This is a genomic window from Thermomonas haemolytica, from assembly GCF_004346265.1.
GTDB lineage: Bacteria > Pseudomonadota > Gammaproteobacteria > Xanthomonadales > Xanthomonadaceae > Thermomonas > Thermomonas haemolytica.
This window is the reverse complement of record NZ_SMAP01000002.1, coordinates 36,868-58,216: the sequence shown is the minus strand read 5'-3', so window position 1 is coordinate 58,216 and position 21,349 is coordinate 36,868. Positions and strand designations below refer to the sequence as shown.

Annotated in this window: 18 protein-coding genes; 10 read left to right on the top strand and 8 right to left on the bottom strand. The window is 71.4% G+C overall.

The features are described from left to right. Positions 1 to 45: 45 nt before the first annotated feature. The 3 genes from rsmB to def are packed head-to-tail and all read right to left on the bottom strand — an operon-like array spanning position 46 to position 2,763. On the bottom strand, positions 46 to 1,335 hold the full coding sequence (gene rsmB / locus EDC34_RS03420) for a 16S rRNA (cytosine(967)-C(5))-methyltransferase RsmB (protein ID WP_114959603.1): 1,290 nt from the start codon (positions 1,333 to 1,335) through the stop codon (positions 46 to 48). After that, positions 1,326 to 2,243 (bottom strand): methionyl-tRNA formyltransferase, encoded by a 918-nt coding sequence (fmt, locus tag EDC34_RS03415; RefSeq protein WP_114959538.1) that lies wholly within the window; start codon positions 2,241 to 2,243, stop codon positions 1,326 to 1,328. Before fmt ends, rsmB begins: the two co-directional genes overlap by 10 nt. 4 nt (positions 2,244 to 2,247) lie before the next feature. Further along, positions 2,248 to 2,763 carry a peptide deformylase gene (gene def / locus EDC34_RS03410; protein ID WP_114959539.1) on the bottom strand — a complete coding sequence of 172 codons (516 nt, stop codon included), beginning with the start codon at positions 2,761 to 2,763 and terminating at the stop codon, positions 2,248 to 2,250. Between the two features lie 219 nt (positions 2,764 to 2,982). Between def and EDC34_RS03405 the strand changes: the two genes are divergently transcribed. The 8 genes from EDC34_RS03405 to EDC34_RS03370 all read left to right on the top strand — a co-directional run bounded on the left by EDC34_RS03405 (position 2,983) and on the right by EDC34_RS03370 (position 12,245). After that, positions 2,983 to 4,116 carry a LysM peptidoglycan-binding domain-containing protein gene (locus EDC34_RS03405; protein WP_240311058.1) on the top strand — a complete coding sequence of 378 codons (1,134 nt, stop codon included), beginning with the start codon at positions 2,983 to 2,985 and terminating at the stop codon, positions 4,114 to 4,116. Between the two features lie 77 nt (positions 4,117 to 4,193). Further along, entirely contained in the window at positions 4,194 to 5,348 is a 1,155-nt protein-coding gene (gene dprA, locus EDC34_RS03400; protein WP_114959541.1) for a DNA-processing protein DprA, read from the top strand. A 51-nt stretch (positions 5,349 to 5,399) separates the two neighbouring features. Then, a complete protein-coding gene (locus tag EDC34_RS03395; protein ID WP_114959542.1) occupies positions 5,400 to 5,888 on the top strand; it encodes a DUF494 family protein in 489 nt (162 codons plus the stop codon). Between the two features lie 158 nt (positions 5,889 to 6,046). Further along, entirely contained in the window at positions 6,047 to 8,611 is a 2,565-nt protein-coding gene (locus EDC34_RS03390; RefSeq protein WP_114959604.1) for a DNA topoisomerase I, read from the top strand. Positions 8,612 to 8,648: 37 nt separating this feature from the next. Further along, entirely contained in the window at positions 8,649 to 8,987 is a 339-nt protein-coding gene (locus tag EDC34_RS03385) for a YrdB family protein (RefSeq protein WP_162797674.1), read from the top strand. A gap of 64 nt (positions 8,988 to 9,051) precedes the next feature. Beyond that, complete coding sequence (locus tag EDC34_RS03380) at positions 9,052 to 9,711, top strand: DUF4124 domain-containing protein (RefSeq protein ID WP_132982845.1); 660 nt, start codon at positions 9,052 to 9,054, stop codon at positions 9,709 to 9,711. 2 nt (positions 9,712 to 9,713) lie between these two features. After that, the gene (locus tag EDC34_RS03375; RefSeq protein WP_114959545.1) at positions 9,714 to 10,361 is read left to right on the top strand and encodes a DUF4124 domain-containing protein; all 648 of its coding nucleotides are present in this window, start codon (positions 9,714 to 9,716) and stop codon (positions 10,359 to 10,361) included. 39 nt (positions 10,362 to 10,400) lie between these two features. Continuing rightward, positions 10,401 to 12,245, top strand: coding sequence for a monovalent cation:proton antiporter-2 (CPA2) family protein (locus EDC34_RS03370; RefSeq protein ID WP_114959546.1), 1,845 nt, complete (start codon positions 10,401 to 10,403; stop codon positions 12,243 to 12,245). A 43-nt stretch (positions 12,246 to 12,288) separates the two neighbouring features. On the opposite strand, the gene EDC34_RS03365 is transcribed toward EDC34_RS03370, so the two are convergent. Both EDC34_RS03365 and EDC34_RS03360 read right to left on the bottom strand, forming a co-directional pair. Beyond that, complete coding sequence (locus EDC34_RS03365) at positions 12,289 to 15,606, bottom strand: ankyrin repeat domain-containing protein (RefSeq protein ID WP_114959547.1); 3,318 nt, start codon at positions 15,604 to 15,606, stop codon at positions 12,289 to 12,291. Continuing rightward, on the bottom strand, positions 15,599 to 15,868 hold the full coding sequence (locus EDC34_RS03360; RefSeq protein ID WP_114959548.1) for a YcgL domain-containing protein: 270 nt from the start codon (positions 15,866 to 15,868) through the stop codon (positions 15,599 to 15,601). The genes EDC34_RS03365 and EDC34_RS03360 overlap by 8 nt, the downstream gene beginning before the upstream one ends. 137 nt (positions 15,869 to 16,005) lie before the next feature. On the opposite strand from EDC34_RS03360, the gene EDC34_RS03355 reads away from it, so the two are divergent. Further along, a complete protein-coding gene (locus EDC34_RS03355) occupies positions 16,006 to 18,339 on the top strand; it encodes a S9 family peptidase (RefSeq protein ID WP_205388040.1) in 2,334 nt (777 codons plus the stop codon). 31 nt (positions 18,340 to 18,370) lie between these two features. Further along, positions 18,371 to 18,847, top strand: a complete 477-nt coding sequence (locus EDC34_RS03350; RefSeq protein WP_114959550.1) for a DUF421 domain-containing protein — start codon at positions 18,371 to 18,373, stop codon at positions 18,845 to 18,847. Between the two features lie 69 nt (positions 18,848 to 18,916). On the opposite strand, the gene EDC34_RS03345 is transcribed toward EDC34_RS03350, so the two are convergent. From EDC34_RS03345 to EDC34_RS03335, 3 genes are all read right to left on the bottom strand, one after another. Next, positions 18,917 to 19,348 (bottom strand): HD domain-containing protein, encoded by a 432-nt coding sequence (locus EDC34_RS03345; RefSeq protein WP_114959551.1) that lies wholly within the window; start codon positions 19,346 to 19,348, stop codon positions 18,917 to 18,919. 618 nt (positions 19,349 to 19,966) lie between these two features. Next, positions 19,967 to 20,362 (bottom strand): hypothetical protein, encoded by a 396-nt coding sequence (locus tag EDC34_RS03340; RefSeq protein ID WP_132982844.1) that lies wholly within the window; start codon positions 20,360 to 20,362, stop codon positions 19,967 to 19,969. Between the two features lie 482 nt (positions 20,363 to 20,844). Continuing rightward, positions 20,845 to 21,291, bottom strand: a complete 447-nt coding sequence (locus EDC34_RS03335) for a hypothetical protein (RefSeq protein ID WP_132982843.1) — start codon at positions 21,289 to 21,291, stop codon at positions 20,845 to 20,847. Positions 21,292 to 21,349: the final 58 nt, after the last annotated feature.

Here is a 21,349-nt window from a genome sequence, read left to right as displayed (position 1 = left end):
CAGGGGACATGGCGCGGAGCATGGCGATAGTGTGCAGGGCGGACGTCAGGCTTTGCGCAGGCGGGCGTAGAAGAAGCCGTCGCGGCCGCCCTCGCCGGGCAGGCGCTGGCGGCCGGCGCCGGTGTCGTGGCCGAAGCGGGCATCCAGCGCATCCAGCCTCGCATCGGGCGTGCGCGCGAGGAAGGATTCGACCTGCGCCGCGTTCTCCGCGCGCAAAATCGAGCAGGTGGCATACAGCAGCGCACCGCCGGGTGCGAGCAGCGGCCACAGCGCATCCAGCAGCGCCGCCTGGGTCTGCACCAGCGCGGCGAGGTCGGCTTCGCGCCGGTGCAGCAGCACGTCGGGCTGGCGGCGCACGATGCCGGTGGCGCTGCACGGGGCATCGACCAGGATCGCGTCGAACGGGGTGCCGTCCCACCAAGACTCGGGGCGGGTGGCATCCGCGGCGAGGGTGTGCAGTCCTTCCAGCCGCAAGCGCGCGAAGGTGTCCTGCATCCGCCGCACCCGGTGCGCGTCCACGTCCAACGCGAGGATATGCAGCGACGGATCGCGCTCGGCCAGGTGCGCGGCCTTGCCGCCGGGCGCGGCGCAGGCGTCGAGCACGCGCGCGCCGGGGGGTGCCAGGGCGTCGGCCACCGCCTGCGCGCTGGCGTCCTGCACCGAGACCAGGCCTGCGGCAAAGCCGGGCAGCTGGGCGACCGGCAGCGCGGCGTCCAGGCGCAGGGCGTCGGCCAGATCGGCGTCGGGCATGGCGGTGATGCCGGCCTGCTGGAGCAGGTGCAGGTAATCCCCGCGCTGGATCCAGCGCCGGTTGACGCGCAGCCACAGCGGCGGCGGCTGCGCGCTCGCGGCGAAGATCGTTTCTGCCTCCTGCGGCCAGTCCGCGCGCACCTGCGCCGCCAGCCAGCCGGGCCAGGCGGCCTCGGGCGCGGCGGCCGGCAGCGGCTCGCGGGTGGCCCGGCGCAGCAGCGCATTGACCATCCCGGCCTGATGCGCGCGGCCCAGCGCGCGTGCGGCCTCCACCGTGGCGGCCAGCGCGGCGTGCGCGGGCAGGCCGAGTTCGAGCTGGGCAAAGCCCACCAGCAGCAGGGCGCGCAGCAGGGCATCGCGCGATCCCAGTGGGCGCGGCGTCCATGCATCCAGCGCGGCGTTGTAGCGCACGCGCTGGCGCAGCGCGGCCAGCACGATGGCCTCCACCAGCGCGCGGTCGCGCGGGTCGGGGAGCTCCGGCAGGCGGGTGCCCAGCGCGGCTTTCAGCGAACGCCCGCGGTGCAGTACCGCGGCGAGGATACGCGCCGCGGCGACGCGGGTGGCGACGCCATCGCTCACGCGAATACGTCGCGGCGGGCGTTGCGGTAGTCCTGCGCGCTGATCGGCTTGCCGCCGTCGCGTTGCAGGCGTTCCAGGCGCAGCACGCCGTGGCCGCAGGCGACGTCGATGCCCTCGCGCCCGGCGCGGAGCACGCTGCCGGGCGCGGCGGCGTGGGTTTCGTCGAGGGCGCGCGCGGCATGGATGCGCACGCGCTCGCCGGCCAGCTGCGCTTCCGCCACCGGCCACGGGTGGAACGCGCGCACCTTGTTGGCCAGCGTGATGGCGGGCTGCGACCAGTCCAGCTTGGCTTCGGCCTTGTCCAGCTTGTGCGCGTAGGTGACGCCCACCTCCGGCTGCGGCTGCGGCACCGGCAGCAGGCCGGCGCGCAGCAGGCCCAGGCCGTCGGCGAGAATCCGCGATCCGAGCGCGGCCAGGCGGTCGTGCAACTGCCCGCCGGTCTCCTCCGGGCCGATCTCGGTGGCCTGCGCCAGCAGCACCGGGCCGGTGTCGAGGCCCTTTTCCATCCGCATCAGGCACACCCCGGTGCGGGTGTCGCCGGCTTCGATCGCGCGCTGGATCGGCGCCGCGCCGCGCCAGCGCGGCAGCAGCGAGGCGTGCACGTTCCAGCAGCCATGCACGGGGATGTCCAGCACCGACTGCGGCAGGATCAGCCCGTAGGCCACCACCACCATCACATCCGGCTGCAGCGCGCGCAGGGTGGCCTTGGATTTGGCCGAACGGAAGTTCTCCGGCTGGTATACCGGGATGCCGCGCTGCACGGCCTCGAGTTTCACCGGCGAGGGCGTCAGCCCGCGCCCGCGCCCGGCCGGGCGGTCCGGCTGGGTATACACGGCGACCACCTCGCCGCGGGCGGCGGCCGCGCGCAGGCAGGGCACGGCGAACTCCGGCGTGCCGGCGAAGACGATGCGCATCGGGTCAGGCGGCGGCGGCGCGCTTGGCCTTGAGCAGTTTTTTGCGCACCATCTCGCGCTTCAGCGGGCTCAGGTAGTCCACGAACAGCTTGCCGTCCAGGTGGTCCATCTCGTGCTGGATGCAGACCGCCAGCAGGCCATCGGCCTCCAGCGTGAACGGCTGGCCGTGGCGGTCCAGCGCCTCCACCGTGATGGTGTTGCTGCGGGTGACGTCGGCATAGATGCCCGGCACCGACAGGCAGCCCTCCTGGTACACCTGCTCGCCGTCGCGCGCGGTGATGCGCGGGTTGACGAACACCAGTGGCCGGCTGTGGTCGTCGGTCACGTCGATCACCATGAAGCGCTTGTGCACGTCCACCTGGCTGGCGGCCAGGCCGATGCCGGGGGCGTCGTACATGCTTTCGAACATGTCGTCGATCAGGGTCTGGAACGCGGGCGTGGCCAGATCCGCCGGGTCCACATCGGCGGCCTTGGTGCGCAGGCGCGGGTCGGGGAATTCGAGGATCGTGAGCAGGGCCATGGCTGGGGTTCCGCGGTTCGGCGGCCGCACGGGGCCGCCACGTTTTGGATTGTAGCGCGCCCAGCCTGCACCGCCGCTTGCCAGATGCGCCGGATTGTGGGCTATATTGGGCAGGCTTCAGGGGGTTTCGCCATACGGAGCGGGGAGATAGCGAACATGCTTGAACGGGTTTCCAACCTGGCGCGCACCAACGCGCCGCGCACGCGCGGTCTGCGCGTCATGCTGGCTGCCGCGCTGCTGACCGTGGCCAGCTACGCCGCCGCGGTCGAACTGCGCGGCGACCATCCCGAATCCTACGTGGTGAAGCGCGGCGACACCCTGTGGGACATCTCGGCCCGCTTCCTCAAGAAGCCCTGGCTGTGGCCGGAGATCTGGCAGGCCAATCCGCAGATCAAGAACCCGCATCTGATCTATCCGGGCGACGTGATCAGCCTGGCCTACCTCGACCGCGTCACCGCCAAGGTGCAGCCGGGCGAGCGCAAGGAAAGCCCGGTCAACGCGGTGCCGCTGGCCGAGGTCGAGCCGTTCCTGAAGGACATGCGCATCGTCGACAGCCTCGACGGCCTGCCCTACGTGGTCGGCCTGGAGGACAACCGCCTGCGCGCCAGCCGCGGCCAGGTGGCCTACGTGCGCGGGCTGGAAGGCGCCGCCCCCGGCCAGCGCTATGTGGTGGTGCGCCCGGAGAAGCGCTACCGCATGCTCGAGCGCGCCGGCCTGTGCTGCGACCTGTTCCAGACCCAGGACCTCGACGCCCGCGGCCAGCCCCGCCTGAGCCAGGATTCGCCGTGGACCGCGGCGGTGTTCCCGACCAAGAACACCGAGTTCCTCGGCTACGAGCTGGTGGCGCAGACCACCGGCACCGTCACCCGCACCGAGGTCGGCGGCATCCAGGCCAGCACCCTGATGCTGGACGCCGAAGGCCGCGACGTGCGCGTGGGCGATCGCCTGGTGCCGGTGCAGGCGCAGGCGTACGACCTCCAGTTCTTCCCGCATCCGCCCAAGCAGCAGGCCGAGTACGGCCGCCTGACCGTGCTGTCGGTGGCCGACGCGGCGCGCTTCGGTGGCACCCGCGACGTGATCGCGATCTCCGGCGGCAGCCGCCAGGGCATCGACAACGGCACCGTGTTCTCGATCTGGCGCCGCGGTGATTCGGTGGTGGACCGCGTGCGCGACGGCCTCGACCGCGACGATTCGCTCACCCCGCACGAATCCAAGGTGCGCCTGCCGGACGAGTTCGCCGGGCACGCCATGGTGTTCCGCACCTTCGACAACGTCAGCTACGCGCTCATCATGAGCAGCGTCAAGCCGACCCGCGTCGGCTACGAGCTGAAGCACCCGGACGCGGCCTACTGACCGCCCCGGCGTTTTCCGAGCCACCCACGCGACGGCGCCCGAGGGCGCCGTCGTCGTTTCCGCGCGATGCTGGCGGCATGCCCGATCCGCGCGAACCCGAATCCGAATCCGAGGCCCTGCTGCGGCTGCTGCTGAGCGGCGCGCCCGCCGCCGCCCTGCGTCGCCTGCTGGACAGCCACGGCAGCGCGCGGGCCGTGCTGGCGGCTGGCGCCCGCGACTGGGCCAGCCACGGGCTGGATGCCGAGGTCTGCCGCAGCCTGCGTACCCCACCGGCGGAGGGGCTGGCCGCCGGCCTTGCCTGGCTGCAGGCAAGCCCGCGGCACCAGCTGCTGGGCTGGCGCGACCCGGCCTATCCGCCCCTGCTGCGGCGGATCGCCTCGCCCCCGGCGATGCTGTTCGTGGCCGGCGACCCGGGCCTGCTGTGGCAGCCCACGGTCGCCATCGTCGGCAGCCGCGCGGCCACCGCCGGCGGCTGCGCCAATGCCGCGCAGTTCGCCACCGCGCTGGCGCGCGCCGGGCTGTGTATCGGCAGCGGCCTGGCCGCCGGGATCGATGCCGCGGCCCATCGCGCCACCCTGGAGGCCGGCGGCGCGACCGTCGCGGTGCTCGGCACCGGCCCGGACGTGGCCTATCCCCCGCGCCACCGCGATCTGCTGGCGCAGGTGGCGGCGGCCGGTGCGGTGGTGTCCGAGCACCTGCCCGGCACCCCGCCGCTGCGCGCGCACTTTCCCAGCCGCAACCGGATCCTGGCCGGGCTGGCGCTGGGCGTGGTGGTGGTGGAAGCAGCGGCGCGCTCCGGCGCGCTGATCACCGCGCACCAGGCCGCCGATGCCGGGCGCGAGGTGTTCGCCCTGCCCGGCTCCATCCACAACCCGATGGCGCGCGGCTGCCACCGCCTGATCCGCGAGGGCGCGCAGCTGGTGGAAACCCCGGCCGAGGTGGTGGAGGCGCTGGCACCCGCGGTGCGCGAGCTGGCGCGCGCCCTGCGCGGCGCGCTGGACCCGCAGGCGGCCGTCATCGCCCCCGGGACGCCCCCGGCGGCGGGCACGGCCGCCGAGGCCCCGGACTACAACCGCTTGTGGCTGGCGCTGGGGCACGACCCAACCGATATGGACACCCTGGCGGAGCGCTCCGGATTGACGGTGGCCGAACTGTCCCCCATGCTGCTGGCGTTGGAACTGGAGGGGCGGGTGGCCGCGGCCTACGGCCGCTACACCCGGATCGCCTCCTGAAGGCCCCGGCCGCAGGCCCTGCATGGCGCCCTCGGGCGCAGGACGGAGGACATGAAAGAAAGCATCCTGGACGTCCTGCTGTATCTGTTCGAGCACTACTTCGCGGGCGAGGACCTCGCCGTTTCCGATGTCCTGCAGGCGCATGACACCCCGCTGATGGGCGAGCTGGTCAAGGCCGGGTTCTCGCCGGCGGAGATCGGCAAGGCCTTCGACTGGCTGGACGGGCTCAGCCGCCGCCGGCCAGCGTCCGATGCGCCGCGCGGAGTCGGACCGGTGCGGGTGTTCCACGCGGCCGAGCTGGAACGGCTGGACGTGGCCGCCCGCGGATTCCTGCTGGCGCTGGAGCAGCACGGGGTGCTGGACGCCGGCCAGCGCGAGCTGGTGCTGGACCGCGCGTTGGCGCTGGACCAGGACGAGATCGACCTGGACGACCTGAAATGGGTGGTGCTGATGGTGCTGTTCGACCAGCCCGGCAGCGAGGCCGCCTACGCCTGGATGGAAACCCAGATCTTCGCGGACGACCCCGAGCCGCTGCACTGAGCCGGGATTGGGCCGCGCCCGCGCCGTCCTTCGGCTTGACAGCCGCCCCCGCGGCGTGATTCCACTATAAAAGAAGGCGCCCGGGGCATTTGCTCCGGGCGTCGGTTTCTGCGGCCGCCGCCGGCCGCCCCGTCCGCACCACCGGAACCCGCACCACCATGGCCAAGAACCTGCTCATCGTCGAATCGCCGGCCAAGGCCAAGACGATCAACAAATACCTCGGCAAGGACTTCACCGTCCTCGCCAGCTATGGCCACGTCCGCGACCTGGTGCCGAAGGAGGGCGCGGTCGATCCCGAGCACGGCTTCGCGATGCGCTACGAGACCATCGAGAAGAATGAGAAGCACGTCGATGCGATCGCCAGGGCCGCCAAGGCCGCCGACCACCTGTATCTGGCCACCGACCCGGACCGCGAGGGCGAGGCGATCAGCTGGCACATCGCCGAGATCCTGAAGGAGCGCGACCTGCTGAAGGACAAGTCGCTGCAGCGGGTGGTGTTCACCGAGATCACCCCGCGCGCGATCCGCGAGGCGATGCAGCAGCCGCGGTCCATCGCGAGCAACCTGGTCGATGCGCAGCAGGCGCGGCGCGCGCTGGACTACCTGGTGGGCTTCAACCTCTCGCCGGTGCTGTGGCGCAAGATCAAGGCGGGCCTGTCCGCCGGGCGCGTGCAGTCGCCGGCGCTGCGCATGATCGTGGAGCGCGAGGAGGAGATCGAGGCGTTCCAGGCGCGCGAGTACTGGACGGTCGAGGCCGAGTGCGCGCATCCGGGGCAGGCCTTCACTGCCAAGCTGGTGAAGCTGGACGGGCAGAAGTTCGAGCAGTTCACCCTGACCGACGGGGCCAGCGCGGAGGCCGCGCGGCTGCGCATCCAGCAGGCCGCCGGCGGCCGCCTGCACGTCACCGACGTGGCCAGCAAGGAGCGCAAGCGCCGTCCGGCGCCGCCGTTCACCACCTCCACCCTGCAGCAGGAGGCCGCGCGCAAGCTCGGCTTCACCACCCGCAAGACCATGCAGGTGGCGCAGAAGCTGTACGAGGGCGTGGCCCTGGGCGAGGAAGGCACGGTCGGCCTGATCTCGTACATGCGTACCGACTCGGTGAACCTGTCGCAGGACGCGCTGGCCGAGATCCGCGACGTGATCGCGCGCGACTACGGCACCGCCGCGCTGCCGGACAAGCCCAACTTCTACCAGACCAAATCAAAGAACGCACAGGAAGCGCACGAGGCGATCCGTCCGACCTCGGCGCTGCGCACCCCGGCGCAGGTCGCGCGCTATTTGGGCGAAGACGAGCGCAAGCTGTACGAGCTGATCTGGAAGCGCGCGGTGGCCAGCCAGATGATCCCGGCCACCCTCAATACGGTGACGGTCGAACTGGCGGCCGGCAGCCAGCATGCGTTCCGCGCCAGCGGCACCACCGTGGTCGTGCCCGGCTTCCTCGCCGTGTACGAGGAAGGCAAGGACGGCAAGGGCAAGGACGACGAGGACGAAGGCCGCAAGCTGCCGCTGATGAAGCCGGGCGAGGACGTGCCGCTGGAGCGCATCCACGCCGACCAGCACTTCACCCAGCCGCCGCCGCGCTTCACCGAGGCCTCGCTGGTGAAGGCGCTGGAGGAATACGGCATCGGCCGGCCGTCCACCTATGCCGCCATCATCCAGACCCTGCTCGGCAAGCAGTACGCGGTGCTGGAGGGGCGCGCGTTCAAGCCCACCGACATCGGCCGCGCGGTCAGCAAGTTCCTGTCCAGCCATTTCAGCAAGTACGTCGATTACGACTTCACCGCCAACCTCGAGGACGAGCTGGACGCGGTCAGCCGCGGCGAGGAGGACTGGATCCCGCTGATGGAGAAGTTCTGGGGCCCGTTCAAGGCGCTGGTGGACGACAAGAAGGCCAGCCTCGACAAGGCCGATGCCGGCAGCGTGCGCGTGCTCGGCACCGATCCCGCCAGTGGCCGCCCGGTCAGCGCGCGGATCGGCAAGTTCGGCCCGCTGGTGCAGATCGGCACGGTCGAGGACGAGGAGAAGCCGCGCTTCGCCTCGCTGCGGCCGGGCCAGAGCATCTACAGCATCAGCCTTCAGGAGGCGCTGAAGCTGTTCGAGATGCCGCGCCTGCTGGGCGTGGACGCCAACGGCGAGGAAGTGAGCGTGGGGATCGGCCGTTTCGGCCCGTTCGCCCGGCGCGGCAGCACCTACGCCTCGCTGAAGAAGGAGGACGATCCCTACACCATCGACCTGGCGCGGGCGGTCTTCCTGATCGAGGAGAAGGAAGAGATCGCGCGCAACCGCGTGATCAAGGAATGGCCGGGGCACGCGGTGCAGGTGCTGAACGGCCGCTTCGGCCCCTACATCAGCGATGGCAAGTTGAACGGCAAGATCCCGAAGGACCGCGAGCCGTCTTCGCTGTCGTTGGAGGAGGCCTTGGCGCTGCTGGAGGAAACCGGCAAGCCGGCGCGCAAGGGCTTCGCCGCGAAGAAGGCGCCGGCCAGGAAGGCCGCCGCGAAGAAAGCCGTGGCCGGGGAGCCGGCGGTGAAGAAGGTCGCAAAGAAGGTTGCGAAGAAGACGGCGGCGAAGAAGGCCGTCGCCAAGAAGGCCCCGGCGAAGAAGGCCGCGCGTCCGCTGTCGGGCGACCGCGAGCCCGCCAAGCCGCTGCTGACCGCGGCCAAGGTGGCCCCGGGCAAGAAGCGGGTGGTGAAGCCGGCCGCGCGCGAGGATGCCCCGTTCTGATCCGCGCCGCGCGGCCCGGCCGCCGGCGCCCGCGCACATGCATCCCGTCAATCTCGCCCTGCGCTTCCTGCTGGAGCTGGCGGCCCTCGCCGCGCTGGCCGTCTGGGGTCTGCGCACGGGGCCCAACCCGCCGGCGGCGGTCGCGCTGGCGGTGCTGGCGCCGCTGGCCGGCGGCCTGCTCTGGGCGCTGTGCGTCTCGCCCAAGGCGCGCTGGCCGCTGCCGCCGCCGGTGCGCCTGGGGATCGAGCTGGGACTGTTCGCGCTGGCGGTGCTGGCGCTGCGCCAGGCCGGCGCCCCGGCCCTGGGAGGAATGCTGGCCGCGGCGGTGGCCTTGCACCAGGGCTGGCGCGTGCTCGGGCGGCGCCGGCACGGATGAGGCGGGCCTGAAGCGGCCGCGCACGGGGGTTCCGTCGCCCGCCGCGGCGCGCCAAGATAGCCGCATGCGCGCCGCCGCCGCCCTGTTCGCCTGCCTGCTGCCCGCCGTGGCCGCTGCGGCGCAGGTGCCGCCCGCGCCCGCCACGCCCGCGGCCCCGCCGGTGATCGTGTACCGCTGCACCGACGCCGCCGGCAAGGTCAGCCTGCAGGATGCCCCCTGCGCCCGCGGCCAGGCCCAGCAGGAGCGCCAGATGCTGCGGCCGCAGGATGCGCCGCCCGCACCGCCCGCCGCGCCTGCGACGCCGCCGGTGCAGGCGCCGGCACCAGCGGCGCGCACCGTGTATCTCGCGCCGCCGCGGCCGCTGTATGAGTGCGTCACGCCGGATGGCACCCGCTACACCAGCGACGATGGCCGCGGCAATCCGCGCTGGGTACCGCTGTGGACGCTGGGATACCGGCTGCCGCATCCGGCTGCGGCAGATCCGGATGCTCCGGCGCATCCGCCGCGGCATGGGCAGCCTTGGCCGTTGGTCGGTGGCGGTGGCACCTGGGTGCGCGACGACTGCAGCATGCTGCCACCGGCCGAGGCCTGCGCGCGCCTGCGCGATCGCCGCGCCGAGCTGCGCACCCGCTTCTTCAACGCGCAGGAGAAGGAGCGCGACGCCCTGCGCAGCGAGGAGCGCGCGCTCAACGCGCGCCTCGACAACGACTGCGGCGGGCGCTGAGGATGCGTCGCCTCGCCTGCCTGCTGTGGCTGTGCGCGCTGGCGGCGCCGGCGTTGGCGCAGGAGACCGTGTTCTACAAATGCACCGATGCCCAGGGCCGGGTGTCGATGCAGAACGGCACCCCGTGCGCGCCCGGCATGCGCCAGGAAATCCGCCGGGTGGGCGAGGTCAAGGCGGTGCCCGCTCCGCCGCCCAAGCCGGCCGCGGCGGACGTGCCCGCGCCGGTGCAATACGGCGAGTTCGTGCAGGTGGGCGGCCCGCGCCCGCAGCGCACGCCCGCGCCCGAGGCCGCCGGGCTGCCGCCGCCACCGGCGCTGTACCAGTGCCGGACCTGGGAGGGCGACACCTACTACGGCGAGACCGCCAGCCCGCCGCCGCGCTGCGCGCCGCTGCAGGTGGTGGGCATCGACGGCCGCCCGGACCCGGGCCTAGGCGCGGCCTGCGAGGTCAAGCACGACGACTGCGCCGCGGTGCCGGAGGCGCAGCTGTGCGCGGCCTGGTACCGGCGCCTGGACGATGCGGAGTTCAAGCTGCGCTACGCCGGCGACGACACCCGCCGCGCGCGCCAGGCCGAGTTCGATGCGATCGACGCCCGCATCAAGGCCAGCCGCTGCGCCACCCAGGCGCCCACGCCCGCCGGCGTGCCGTAAGCTGGTCGTTGCAGACACGCACGGACGGAACCCTTCGGGATGGATAGCGACGGCCTGGAACTGGCTCTGGTCTTCCTGCTGGCCGCGGTGCTGGCGGTGCCGCTGTTCAAGCGGCTGGGGCTGGGCGCGATCCTGGCCTACCTCGCCACCGGCGTGCTGCTGGGCCCGCACGAGCTGGCGGTGGTGCGCAATCCGGAATCGGTGCTGGCCGCCAGCGAGATCGGCGTGGTCATGCTGCTGTTCGTGATCGGGCTGGAGCTGTCGCTGCCGCGGCTGGTGCTGATGCGGCGGCCGATCTTCGTGGTCGGCGGGCTGCAGGTACTGCTCAGCGGTGCGGTCTTGGGCGGGCTGGCGCTGCTCGCCGGGCTGGGCTGGAAGGCGGCGCTGGTGGTGGGGCTGGGGCTGGCGCTGTCGTCCACCGCGGTCGGCCTGCAGCTGCTGGCCGAGCGCAAGGAACTGGCGAGCGACCACGGCCGGCTGGCGTTTGCGATCCTGCTGTTCCAGGACCTGGCGGCGATCCCGCTGCTGGCGGCGATCCCGTTGCTGGGCAAGGCCAAGGGCGCCGGCCTGGAGGGCGCCGACGTGCTGCGCGCGCTGGCGGTGATCGCGGCGCTGGTGGTGGGCGGGCGCTACCTGCTGCGCCACCTGTTCCGCGCGATCGCGCGCGCCGACATGCCCGAGGTGTTCACCGGCGCGGCCCTGCTGGTGGTGCTGGGCAGCGCCTGGCTGATGCAGTCGGCCGGCCTCAGCGCCGGGCTGGGCGCGTTCCTGGCCGGCGTGCTGCTGGCCGAATCCGAATACCGGCACGAGCTGGAGGCGCAGATCCGCCCGTTCGAGGGCCTGCTGCTGGGGCTGTTCTTCATGGCCGTGGGCATGGGCATCGACGTGCAGCGGGTGCTGGCCGAACCGTGGTTGGTCGCGGCCGGGGTGGCCCTGCTGCTGGTGGTGAAGAGCGTGCTGCTGTTCGCGCTCGGCCTGCGCCCGGGGCGGTTGGACGTGCGCGGCGCGTGGATGCTGGCCGGGGTGCTGGCACTGGGCGGCGAGTTCGCGTTCGTGGTGTTCGGCGAGGCGGCCAAGGCCGGCCTGCTGGAGGCGGCCACCCGCGACCGCCTGACCGCGGTGGTCGGCCTGTCGATGGCGGCCACCCCGCTGTTGCTGCTGCTGTACGCGCGCCTGCTGCCGGTGCGCGCGCCGCGCGAGGCGCAAGCCTATGACGCCATCCCCGACCGCCAGCCGCAGGTGCTGGTGGCGGGGTTCGGCCGCTTCGGGCAGATCGTGGCGCGCCTGCTGCGCGCGCAGGGCATCCCGTTCATCGCGATCGACCCGGACATCGAGCAGGTGAACCTGTCGCGCCGGATCGGCACCGACCAGATCTACTACGGCGATCCCACCCGGCTGGCACTGCTGCGCTCGGCCGGCGCCGCGCAGGTGAAGGTGTTCGTGGTCGCCATCAACGGGGTCGAGGCCAGCCTGCGGATGGTGCGGCTGGTGCGCAAGCACTACCCGCAGGCGCGGGTGTTCGCGCGCGCGCGCGACCGCCGCCATGCCTGGCAGCTGGTGGACCTCGGCGCGCATGCGCTGCGCGAGACCTACGGCAGCAGCCTGGAGATGGGGCGCGAGGTGCTGGTGGCGCTGGGCATGCCGCCGGCGCAGGCGGACGACCGCGTGCAGCGCTTCCGCGCCTGGGACGAATCGCTGCTGGAGCAGCAGCGCCTGCTGCAGGACGACGAGGACGCGCTGCTGCAGGCCGCGCGCGATGCCCGCCGCGAGCTGGAGGAACTGTTCGCGGCCGATGCCGGGCAGGCTGACGCCGGGGCGGCCGCCGCGGTGCCGGCGGCGCAGCCGCAGTCGCAAGCCGAGGCGGCCGCGCGCGGGCGGGAGTGAGTGCCGCGCGGCACCGGCGGCGTGCGGGCGTGGGTTGCGCCTGCTACTCGCGCAGGAAGCGCGCCATCGACACCCCGCCGCCGGGCGGCAGCGGGGCGTTGCCGAGTTCCGCGGCCACGTCCACGTAGCCGCGCATCAGCGCGATGTCGCGCGGGCTGCGGTTGAGGTTGTCGCGCTGGTCGGGGTTGGCGCCGGCGTCCAGCAGCGCGCGTGCCACCCGCTGCAGGCCGTGCAGCGCGGCCAGGTGCAGCGGGCCGTAGCCGCGGCTGTCGCGGTCGTCCAGCCGCACGTCTTCGTCCAGCAGGCGTTCCAGCGCGCCCAGCAACACGTCCTCGTTGGCCGGGGTGCCGGGTTCGGCGCGCGCGCCCAGCAGCAGCAGCAGCGGGGTGAGCCCGGCGCGGGTGGCGGCGTGCGGGTCGGCGCCGGCCAGCAGCAGCGCGTCCAGCAGCGCCATCAGGCGCGGGCGCTCGCGCGCCGTGAAGCCGTACAGGGCGGCGCAGTGCAGCGCGGTCTGGCCCTGGGCGTCGGTGGCGTGCAGGTCGGCGCCGGCCTGCAGCAGGCGCGCGGCCATGTCCGGCAGGCCCAGCGCGGCGGCCAGCATCAACACGCTGACCTCGCCCGGCAGGCGCTGGTCCAGCCCGCTGCCGGCGCGCAGCAGCAGGTCCACGATCTCCAGGTGGCGCATGCTCACCGCCGCCGACAGCGCGGTGGCGCCGGTGCTGGCGGCCAGCCCGGGGTCGGCGCCCTGCGCCAGCAGGAACTCCACCAGCGCGCGGTGGCCGCCCCCGGCCGCACGCAACAGGGCAGTGCAGCCCTGGGCATCGGTGGCATTCACGGGCAGGCCCAGCGCCAGCAAGCGGCGCGCCGCGTCGAGGTCGCCGACGATGGCGGTGGCCGGCAGGTCGGACGGCAGCAGCGGCCGCCGCGGCAGCCGCCAGCTGCGCCAGTCCAGCCAGTCGGCGAGGTCGCGCCGGCCGCAGGACAGCGCGATCCCCAGCGCGGTCTGGCCATCGGCGGCGCGACGGTCGGGGTTGGCGCCGGCCAGCACCAGTGCCTTCACCAGGTCGGCGCGGCCGAGCGCGGCGGCGTGGTGCAGGGCGGCCATGCCGCGGCGGTCGCTGGCGTCGGGGTCCAGCCCGCGCGCCAGCAGCGCGCGCAGCAGCCCGATCCAGCCCAGGCGCGTGGCCAGCACCAGCGCCGGATCGCCGTCCGCGCTCGCGGCGAACGGGTCGGCCCCGCGTTCCAGCAGGTCCAGCGCGAACGCCTCCGCCTCGGTGCCGGCCGCGCGGCCGAGGCAGGCGGCGAGGAAACGCGCCAGCCCGCCGGCTCCGCCCGCGCCGGCGCCGGCGGCGAACAGGCGGCGGGCGGCGGCGATGCCATCCTCGCCGCGCGCCAGCAGGCGCCATAGCGGCGTCTGGCCGGTGGGGTCGGGCGCCTCCGGCTGCGCGCCGTGGCGCAGCAGCCAGTCCAGCCGGCCGGGGTCGGCGATCACGGCATCGTCGTGCAGCAGGGCCTCGAGATCGCGCGCGCCCAGCAGCGCGGCCAGCGCCGCCAGTTCCGGTTCCGCCGCGCCCTCCAGCAGGCGCTCGCGCAGCAGGACCTGCGGCGGGCGTTCGACCTGGGCCGCGTCGTCGTCCTGCAGCGACACCGGCAGCGGGCGCTTGGGATCGAGTGCCGCCACCAGCGTCCAGCGCCCGGCCGCGATGGCCACGTCCAGCGCGCTGCGCGCATGCGCGTCCGGTGCGTGCGGGTCCACCCCGAGCTCGCGCAGGTCGCGCACCAGGTCCAGGCGGGGCGTTTCCGCGGCGCAGGCCAGGTGCAGGGCGTTGGCGCCGGCGGCGTCCTGCGCGTGCACGTTGGCGCCGGCCGCGAGCAGGGCTTCCAGCGCGCGCACCGCGCCGCCGCGCACCGCCTCCAGCAGCGGCGTGCGGCCCTGGGCGTCGCGTGCATCCACCTCGGCGCCGGCCTCCAGCAGGACCCGGCAGATCTCCACGTGGTCGAGCGCGGCGGCTTCGTGCAGGGCGCTGCGGCCGCGCCCGTCGCGGGCATTGGCGCGCGCCTTGTGGCGCAGCAGCAGCTGCACCCCGGCGGCATCGTCGTCCTCACCGGCGGCGGCGCACAGCAGCGCCGGCTGGCCGCCGGGCGGCTCCGGGCGCGCGCCGCGCTCCAGCAGGAAGCGCGCCAGCCGCCAGTTGCCGGCCAGGCAGGCGCTGCCCAGCGGCGACACGCCCTCGTGGTTGCAGGCATCCACCTCGGCGCCGGCGTCGCGCAGCAGCGCGGCCACCCCGGGATCGACGCTGCGCGCGGCGTAGTGCAGCGGGGTATTGCCCTCGGCATCGGCCTGGCGCGGGTCGGCACCGTTCGCCAGCAGGGTCATCACCGCTTCCGGGCGGCCGTGCCAGCTGTCGCGGGTGGCCGCCAGCAGCGGGCTCATCCCGGCCTGCATCGCGTTCACGTCCACACCGTGCTCGATCAGGGCGCGCAGCAGGCGCAGGTCGGGCAGCACGGCCGCCAGCATCGCCAGGCTGCGGCGGTCGCGCGCGTCGGGTTCCGGCGGGGCATTGGGATCGGCGCCTTCCGCGAGCAGCGCCAGCGCGCGCTCCACCCGGCCGTTGCGCGCGGCGGCGTACAGCTCGCGGGCGAGGCGGGCGGGATCGGGCGCATCGGCCTCGGCTTCACGCGCAGCTGCGGTACTGGCGGGGCCATCGAACAGCGGCGCGGCGTCGGCGGCTTCGCCGGCGTCCATCTCGACCACCGGCAGGCTGTGCAGGGTCGGCGCGGGCGCGGCGGCTTGCACCAGCAGGTGCAGCAGCGGCATCAGGACGACGAACAGGATGAGTCCCAGCAGCCGTGCCGGGCCGGCCAGCAGGCCGGGCCACGCCAGCAGCAGGCCGCCGGCGACCAGCAGGGCGATCGGCAGCGCGACCCGCAGCAACCCGCGCCAGGACGCCTGTTCCAGCGCCGCGCGCCGCGCCCGACGCAGGCTTTCGCCACCACTGCGCGCCAGCAGGTGCAGGCCGGGCCAGTGCCACCACAGCCCGATCAGCAGCACCCCGGCGCCGCCGGCCAGCAGCAGCGCATGGCCCAGGCTCGGCTGCGCCAGCAGCCAGCGCAGCGGCCCGGCCAGCAGAAGCACGCCGGCCGCCGCGGCCGCCAGCCACTGCAGCAGCAGGCGCCCGGCATCGGCCAGCAGCCCGGCGCGCGCGCGGGTGCCGCGCAGCAGGCCCAGGCCCAGCGCCACCGGCACCTGCGCCAGCAGCAGGCCGATCGCCGCCGGCACGCCGCCCAGCCAGCCGCACGCCGCCAGCGCCAGCCCCGGCACGAGCCATGCGGTGCCGGCGAGGGGGGCGCGCTCAGGCATCGGTGCCCCAATCGTCCAGCAGCGGGTCCTGCACGCTGGGCGGCAGCTGCAGGTGGAAGCCGTTGGCGGCCAGGTTGCGGCGCACCACTTCGGGGTTCTCGCGCGCCAGCGTGCGCTCCGGGGTTAGTGCCACCTCCAGCACGAAGCGCAGCTCGCCCAGCTGCGCGCGCACCGGCGCCGGCAGGCGCGCGAAATCGTCGCGCGCGGCCAGGTACACGTAGGTATCGGCCTTCTTCAGGCTCTTGTAGACGAAGGCGAGCATGGCGGCCCGGGGGATGGAATGGCGGCGTCGCAGCGATTGTGCGGGAAAGCGCGGCGCGGCGGAACCCGACAGGACCTTAGGCACAAGCGCACGCGGCGGCGGCTGCTACCCTGCCGCCTGCCTTTTCGCGGAGCTTCCTGATGCGCCTGTCCCCGTTCGTGCTGGCCCTGCTTCTCGCCACCTCGTCGGCGCGCGCGGCCGACCCCATCACCCTGGAACAGGCGATGGCCGATCCCGACTGGATCGGCGCGCCGGTGGAGCAGGCGTGGTGGCGCTGGGATGGCAAGGCCGCGTACTTCCTGCAGAAGCGCGCCGGCAGCAACGTGCGCGATGCCTGGGAAGTCGCCGCCGGCAGCGCGCCGCGCAAGCTGGAGGATGCCGCGCGCGCGGGCATGGATGCGGCCAACCCGGCGTATGCGCCGCGCGGCGAGCGTGCCGCGTTCGTGCGCGACGGCGACGTGTTCGTGCGCGACCTGCGCAGCGGCGCGCTGCAGCAGCTCACCCGCGGCAACGTCGCCGCCAGCCGCCTGCAGTGGGGCAGCGCCGGTCTGGTGTGGCAGGCCGGCGGCAGCTGGTACCGCTGGGACGGCCAGCTGGTGGCGCAGGCCGCGCAACCGCGCGCCGAGGACGCGCCGGGCACGCCTCCGGCGGCGGATGCGTTGCGCGAGCAGCAGCTGCGCCTGATCGACACCCTGCGCCGCGACCGCGCCCTGCGCGATGCCGCGCGCGTGCAGGCCGAGGCCTGGCGTGCCGCCGACCCTACCCGCGCGCCGGCCCCGGTGTACCTGGGCAAGGACGTGGAGATCGCCGATTCCGCGCTGTCGCCGGACGGGCGCTGGCTGCTGGTGGTGACCAATCCCAAGGGCGCCGACGCCGGGCGCGCGGGCAAGATGCCGATGTACGTCACCGAATCCGGCTACGAGGAGTTCGAGGACGTGCGCACCCGGGTCGGCCGCAACCCGCCGCTGCCGCAGCGGCTGTGGCTGGCCGAGCTGGCCACCGGCACGCTGCGCGAGCTGAAGTTCGATGCCCTGCCGGGCATTGCCGAAGACCCGCTGGCCGACCTGCGCAAGGCCGCCGGCAAGCCGCCGCTGGCCGGCCCGCGCCCGCTGCAGGTGGCGGCGCTGCAATGGCGCGGCGACGGCGGCAGCGCCGCGGTGATGCTGCGCGCGATCGACAACAAGGACCGCTGGATCGCCACCGTCGATCCCGCCGCCGGCAGCCTGCAGGTGCGCCATCGCCTGCACGATCCGGCGTGGATCAACTGGGGTTTCAACGAGTTCGGCTGGCTGCCGGACGAGCGCACGCTGTGGTACCTCAGCGAGGAAAGCGGCTACTCGCACCTGTACGCGCTGGACGGCGCGCGCCGGCTCCAGCTCACCGACGGCCGCTGGGAGACCTCGCAGGTGGCCGTCGCGCCCGACGGCGCCACCTTCTACTTCCTGTGCAACCGCGCGGCGCCCGGCGATTACGAAGTGTGCGCGGTGCCCGCGCGCGGCGGCGCGGTGCGCGAGGTGACCGCGCTGGACGGAGTCGAGGACTTCAGCCTCTCCCCGCGCGGCGATGCCCTGCTGGTGCGCTATTCCGGCGCCTACCTGCCGCCGCAGCTGGCGCAGGTGGCGGCCACCGGTGGGCAGGCGCGCATCCTCACCGATACCCGCACGCCCGAGTACAAGGCCCGCCACTGGATCCAGCCGCAGATCGTGCAGGTGCCCAGCCGCCACGGCGCTGGCGTGATCTGGGGCAAGTTCTACGGGCCGCAGCGGCTGGAGCCGGGCCGCAAGTACCCCATCGTGATGTTCGTGCACGGCGCCGGCTACCTGCAGAACGTGTCGGCGCGCTACCCCAACTACTTCCGCGAGCAGATGTTCCACAACCTGCTGGTGCAGGAAGGCTACCTGGTGCTGGACCTCGACTACCGCGCCAGCGAAGGCTATGGCCGCAACTGGCGCACCGCGATCTACCGCTGGATGGGCCAGCCCGAGCTGGAGGACTACCTCGACGGCCTCGACTGGCTGGTGGCCAACCAGCAGGGCGACCGCGCGCGCGCCGGCATCTACGGCGGCAGCTACGGCGGCTTCATGACCTACGTGGCGATGTTCAAGGCGCCCGGCGTGTTCAAGGCCGGCGCCGCGCTGCGCCCGGTGGCCGACTGGAGCCAGTACAACCACGAATACACCAGCAACATCCTCAACACGCCGGAGATCGACCCCGAGGCCTACAAGCGCTCCAGCCCGATCGAGTTCGCCGACGGACTGCAGGGGCGGCTGCTGATCGCGCACGGCATGATCGACGACAACGTGTTCTTCCGCGATTCGGCGATGATGGCGCAGAAGCTGATCGAGCTGCGCAAGACCGGCTGGGAGCTGGCGCCGTACCCGCTGGAACGCCACGGCTTCGTGCATCCCGACAGCTGGTACGACGAATACCGCCGCATCCACGACCTGTTCCGGCAAACCCTGCAACCGTGACCGCGCCCCGCGCGCGGCAGGAGACCATGCGATGAACGCCCTGTTCCAGCTGTCCGCGCCGTGGTGGGTGTTCGTGCTGCGCGCGCTGGTGGTGTACGTGCTGGTGATGGTGCTGATGCGGCTGTCCGGCAAGCGCTCGGTGGGCCAGTTCACCCCGTTCGACCTGGTGCTGCTGATCCTGCTGGGCAACTCGGTGCAGAACGGCATCAACGGCGGCGACAACTCGCTCACCGGCGCCGCGATCATGGCCAGCACCCTGATCGCGGTGAACTACCTGGTGGCGCTGGCCACCGCGCGCAGCCGCCTGGCCGAGCGCCTGGTGGAAGGCGAGCCGGTGGTGCTGGCGCGCGACGGCCGTGTGTTCGACCACGTGCTGCGGCGCGAGCTGATCAGCCAGCACGACTTCGAGGAAGCCATGCGCATGAACGCCGTGGACGACGTGGGCCAGATCGCCCTGGCCCTGCTGGAAACCAACGGCCACATCACCATCCTCAAGAAAGGGGATTGAGGGGCGCGGGGCCTCTCTTGCGGGAGGGGTGGATTGTTGCTGGAAGTGGGGGAGCTGTTTAGACCTTTCTTAAGTCGCACTGCGCGCAAGCAGCAGTTCCCGAACGGCCTCGTATTCCCTGAGCCGCGCAAAATCCTTCTCGGTTGGATTGGCGATGCGCGAGAGATCCATGTTCTCGGCGTTGTCCGCCAGCTTCACCGCGAGCGCGATGGGATTCGCGGCGGCTCGTTCGGCAGCCGCGAGGCGGCTTTCGCCTGGCAGCTTGGTCAGGGCGCGAACGGCTTCGACAACCGGCGCCGGGAAGCCCTGAGCCTCCAGGTCTTCAAAGGTCACGGATGTGTCTTCAACGATGTCGTGAAGCACTGCAGCCATGCGCTGCTCATCAGTCGCGACGCGGAACATCACCCGCAGCGGGTGAAGAATGTAAGGCTGGCCGCCCTTATCCAACTGGCCGGCGTGCGCGGTTGCTGCAAGGGCGATGGCTTTCTCGATCGTAGACATGGTCAAGTCGTGCAGGGTGGTGAAATTGTGCGGCTTAACACCTGAATTAAGCCGCGCCACGAAGCGGCGTTGGCTTGGGCGAATTGTTAGCTGTCATAGGCGCCACCACCAGACGGCGTTCTTCTGATGATTCCAGTACAGATAGATTGGGTCGCACTCTCCGTCACTGATGACGAGATCCTTCGACCGCTTGTTGATCTTGCAGCCTTCCAGTTGTTCACCACCGAGTGCCTCTGGTTTGCAGTCCTGTTGGGTCACTTCTAGAACCACTGGCGTAGCGCAAACAGCATCCTGTCGAGACGCGTCAATGCCGAAGCTAAGAGTTTGCCCCGAGTTTCCGAGAGTAGGTCCGTGGACGGTAAGCGTGATTGATTTCGCCCGTTGGGTGAGGACGGCTGTTTCCGGTCGCCCATCGCCATCGAGGTCCGCCTTAACAGTTTGAATATTGGGACGAGACGCCGCGAGAACGGAAGCCGCGATTAAGGCACCAAGAGTTGCGAGAAATCTACGCATGACAGCTAGCACCAGAGTTAAGCCGGGCTGATTTGTGGCCGCGGCGATGTGACAATGTGCCATACATTGATGCGGCCACGAAGCGGTCTCGGCTTGAACGAATTGTTAGGCATTGGTCGAGGCGAGCGCGAGCTGTGTTAAGTGTGTAATTAGAAGAGCGATGCCTACTCGGATAGGAAGCGCAAGAACCAGGCTTTTTACCCGGCTTGACGCCCCCGACTCAAGAAAATATAGAAGAAGAACGAGTCCGGAGAATCCAACGCTAGCCCAAGCCCACATTGGCGTTGCAGATACCTTCCACCATGGGCACAGCGCACGGATGAACAGGCAGAAATTAATAGCGTAGATCGTGTACTTGATTAGGTCGCCGTAAAGGGGATTGCGCCCCTTGTAGATGAAGTCGTCCCGTATTTCTGGAGTAAGAATAACAATTTGGCTGAGATAGCCAACGAGTCCGGTCGCGGCAGTAATGACTTTGAGTGCGACGAGTGCGTTGTCCAATGCCTAACACCAGAATTAAGCCGCGCCGCGAAGCGGCTTCGGCTTGAATGAATTGTCAGGGCGCACCCCGCTAATCAAGGTACACCACGTGAGTAGAAACGACGCGGCCATTTTCCGCCTTGACCCAACAGATGTACCGCGATAGGGGTGTGGCGCCAGAGAATGTGACTGGAAGTTGGTCTTGGCCATCTGTCCGGAGCCACTTGGTATGCACAGGGTCAGCGCCGCGAGCAATTGCCAAGGGTCGGAGGGCGGAAGCATTTGAGCCAATGGCAATGATCTTGCAGAAAGCTTCCGCTTTGTCCGATGCGGAATGCTCCGAGAAGGTGATATAGCCAAGGAGCAGGCCAAATACGAGAACAAACGCGATCAAAGCTTTGCTGAGGCCAAGCGGTAGACCCTTCAAGAATCTTGACATCTGCAGTGCGCCATAACACCTGAAATAAGCGTCGTGCGGTACGCACGTCCGCGTGAATGAATAGTTAGGTGCCGCCCGCTTGGGCGTAAGACAGAGAAATTTCTCGCTCGGGACCGGCAGCGCCGACTTGAACAATAACCTTTTTCTCTTGCTCTCGCCATGAGGCCGACCACATGAGTCCAGGGAATTCTTGGGTGAGTTGTGTGCTGAGGCCTGTGTGAGTGTCGAACAGAAAGATATGACCTGTAGAAGCAGCTTGATACACAGCAAACTGGCCAGAAGGTGAAGGCCACATGCGGTCACAACGTCCCAGGTTCTTGTTTCGATAATAGCAATAACCAAAGTGTCCGATAGACTCAAAGCTGCCTTGAACCTCTTCTGCAGCGGTAATTAGCCAGAAACCGTGACCCAAGGATCGTGAGGCCTCAATGCCTTTGATCGCGGGAGAGCGCGGTGACATGGCGCAGGCAGTTGCTGCAATAGCAAGAATCAAGATTGCGATAGACCGCATGCGACGGCTAACGCGTGAGTTAAGCCGCGCCGCGAAGCGGCGTCGGCTTGAATGAATT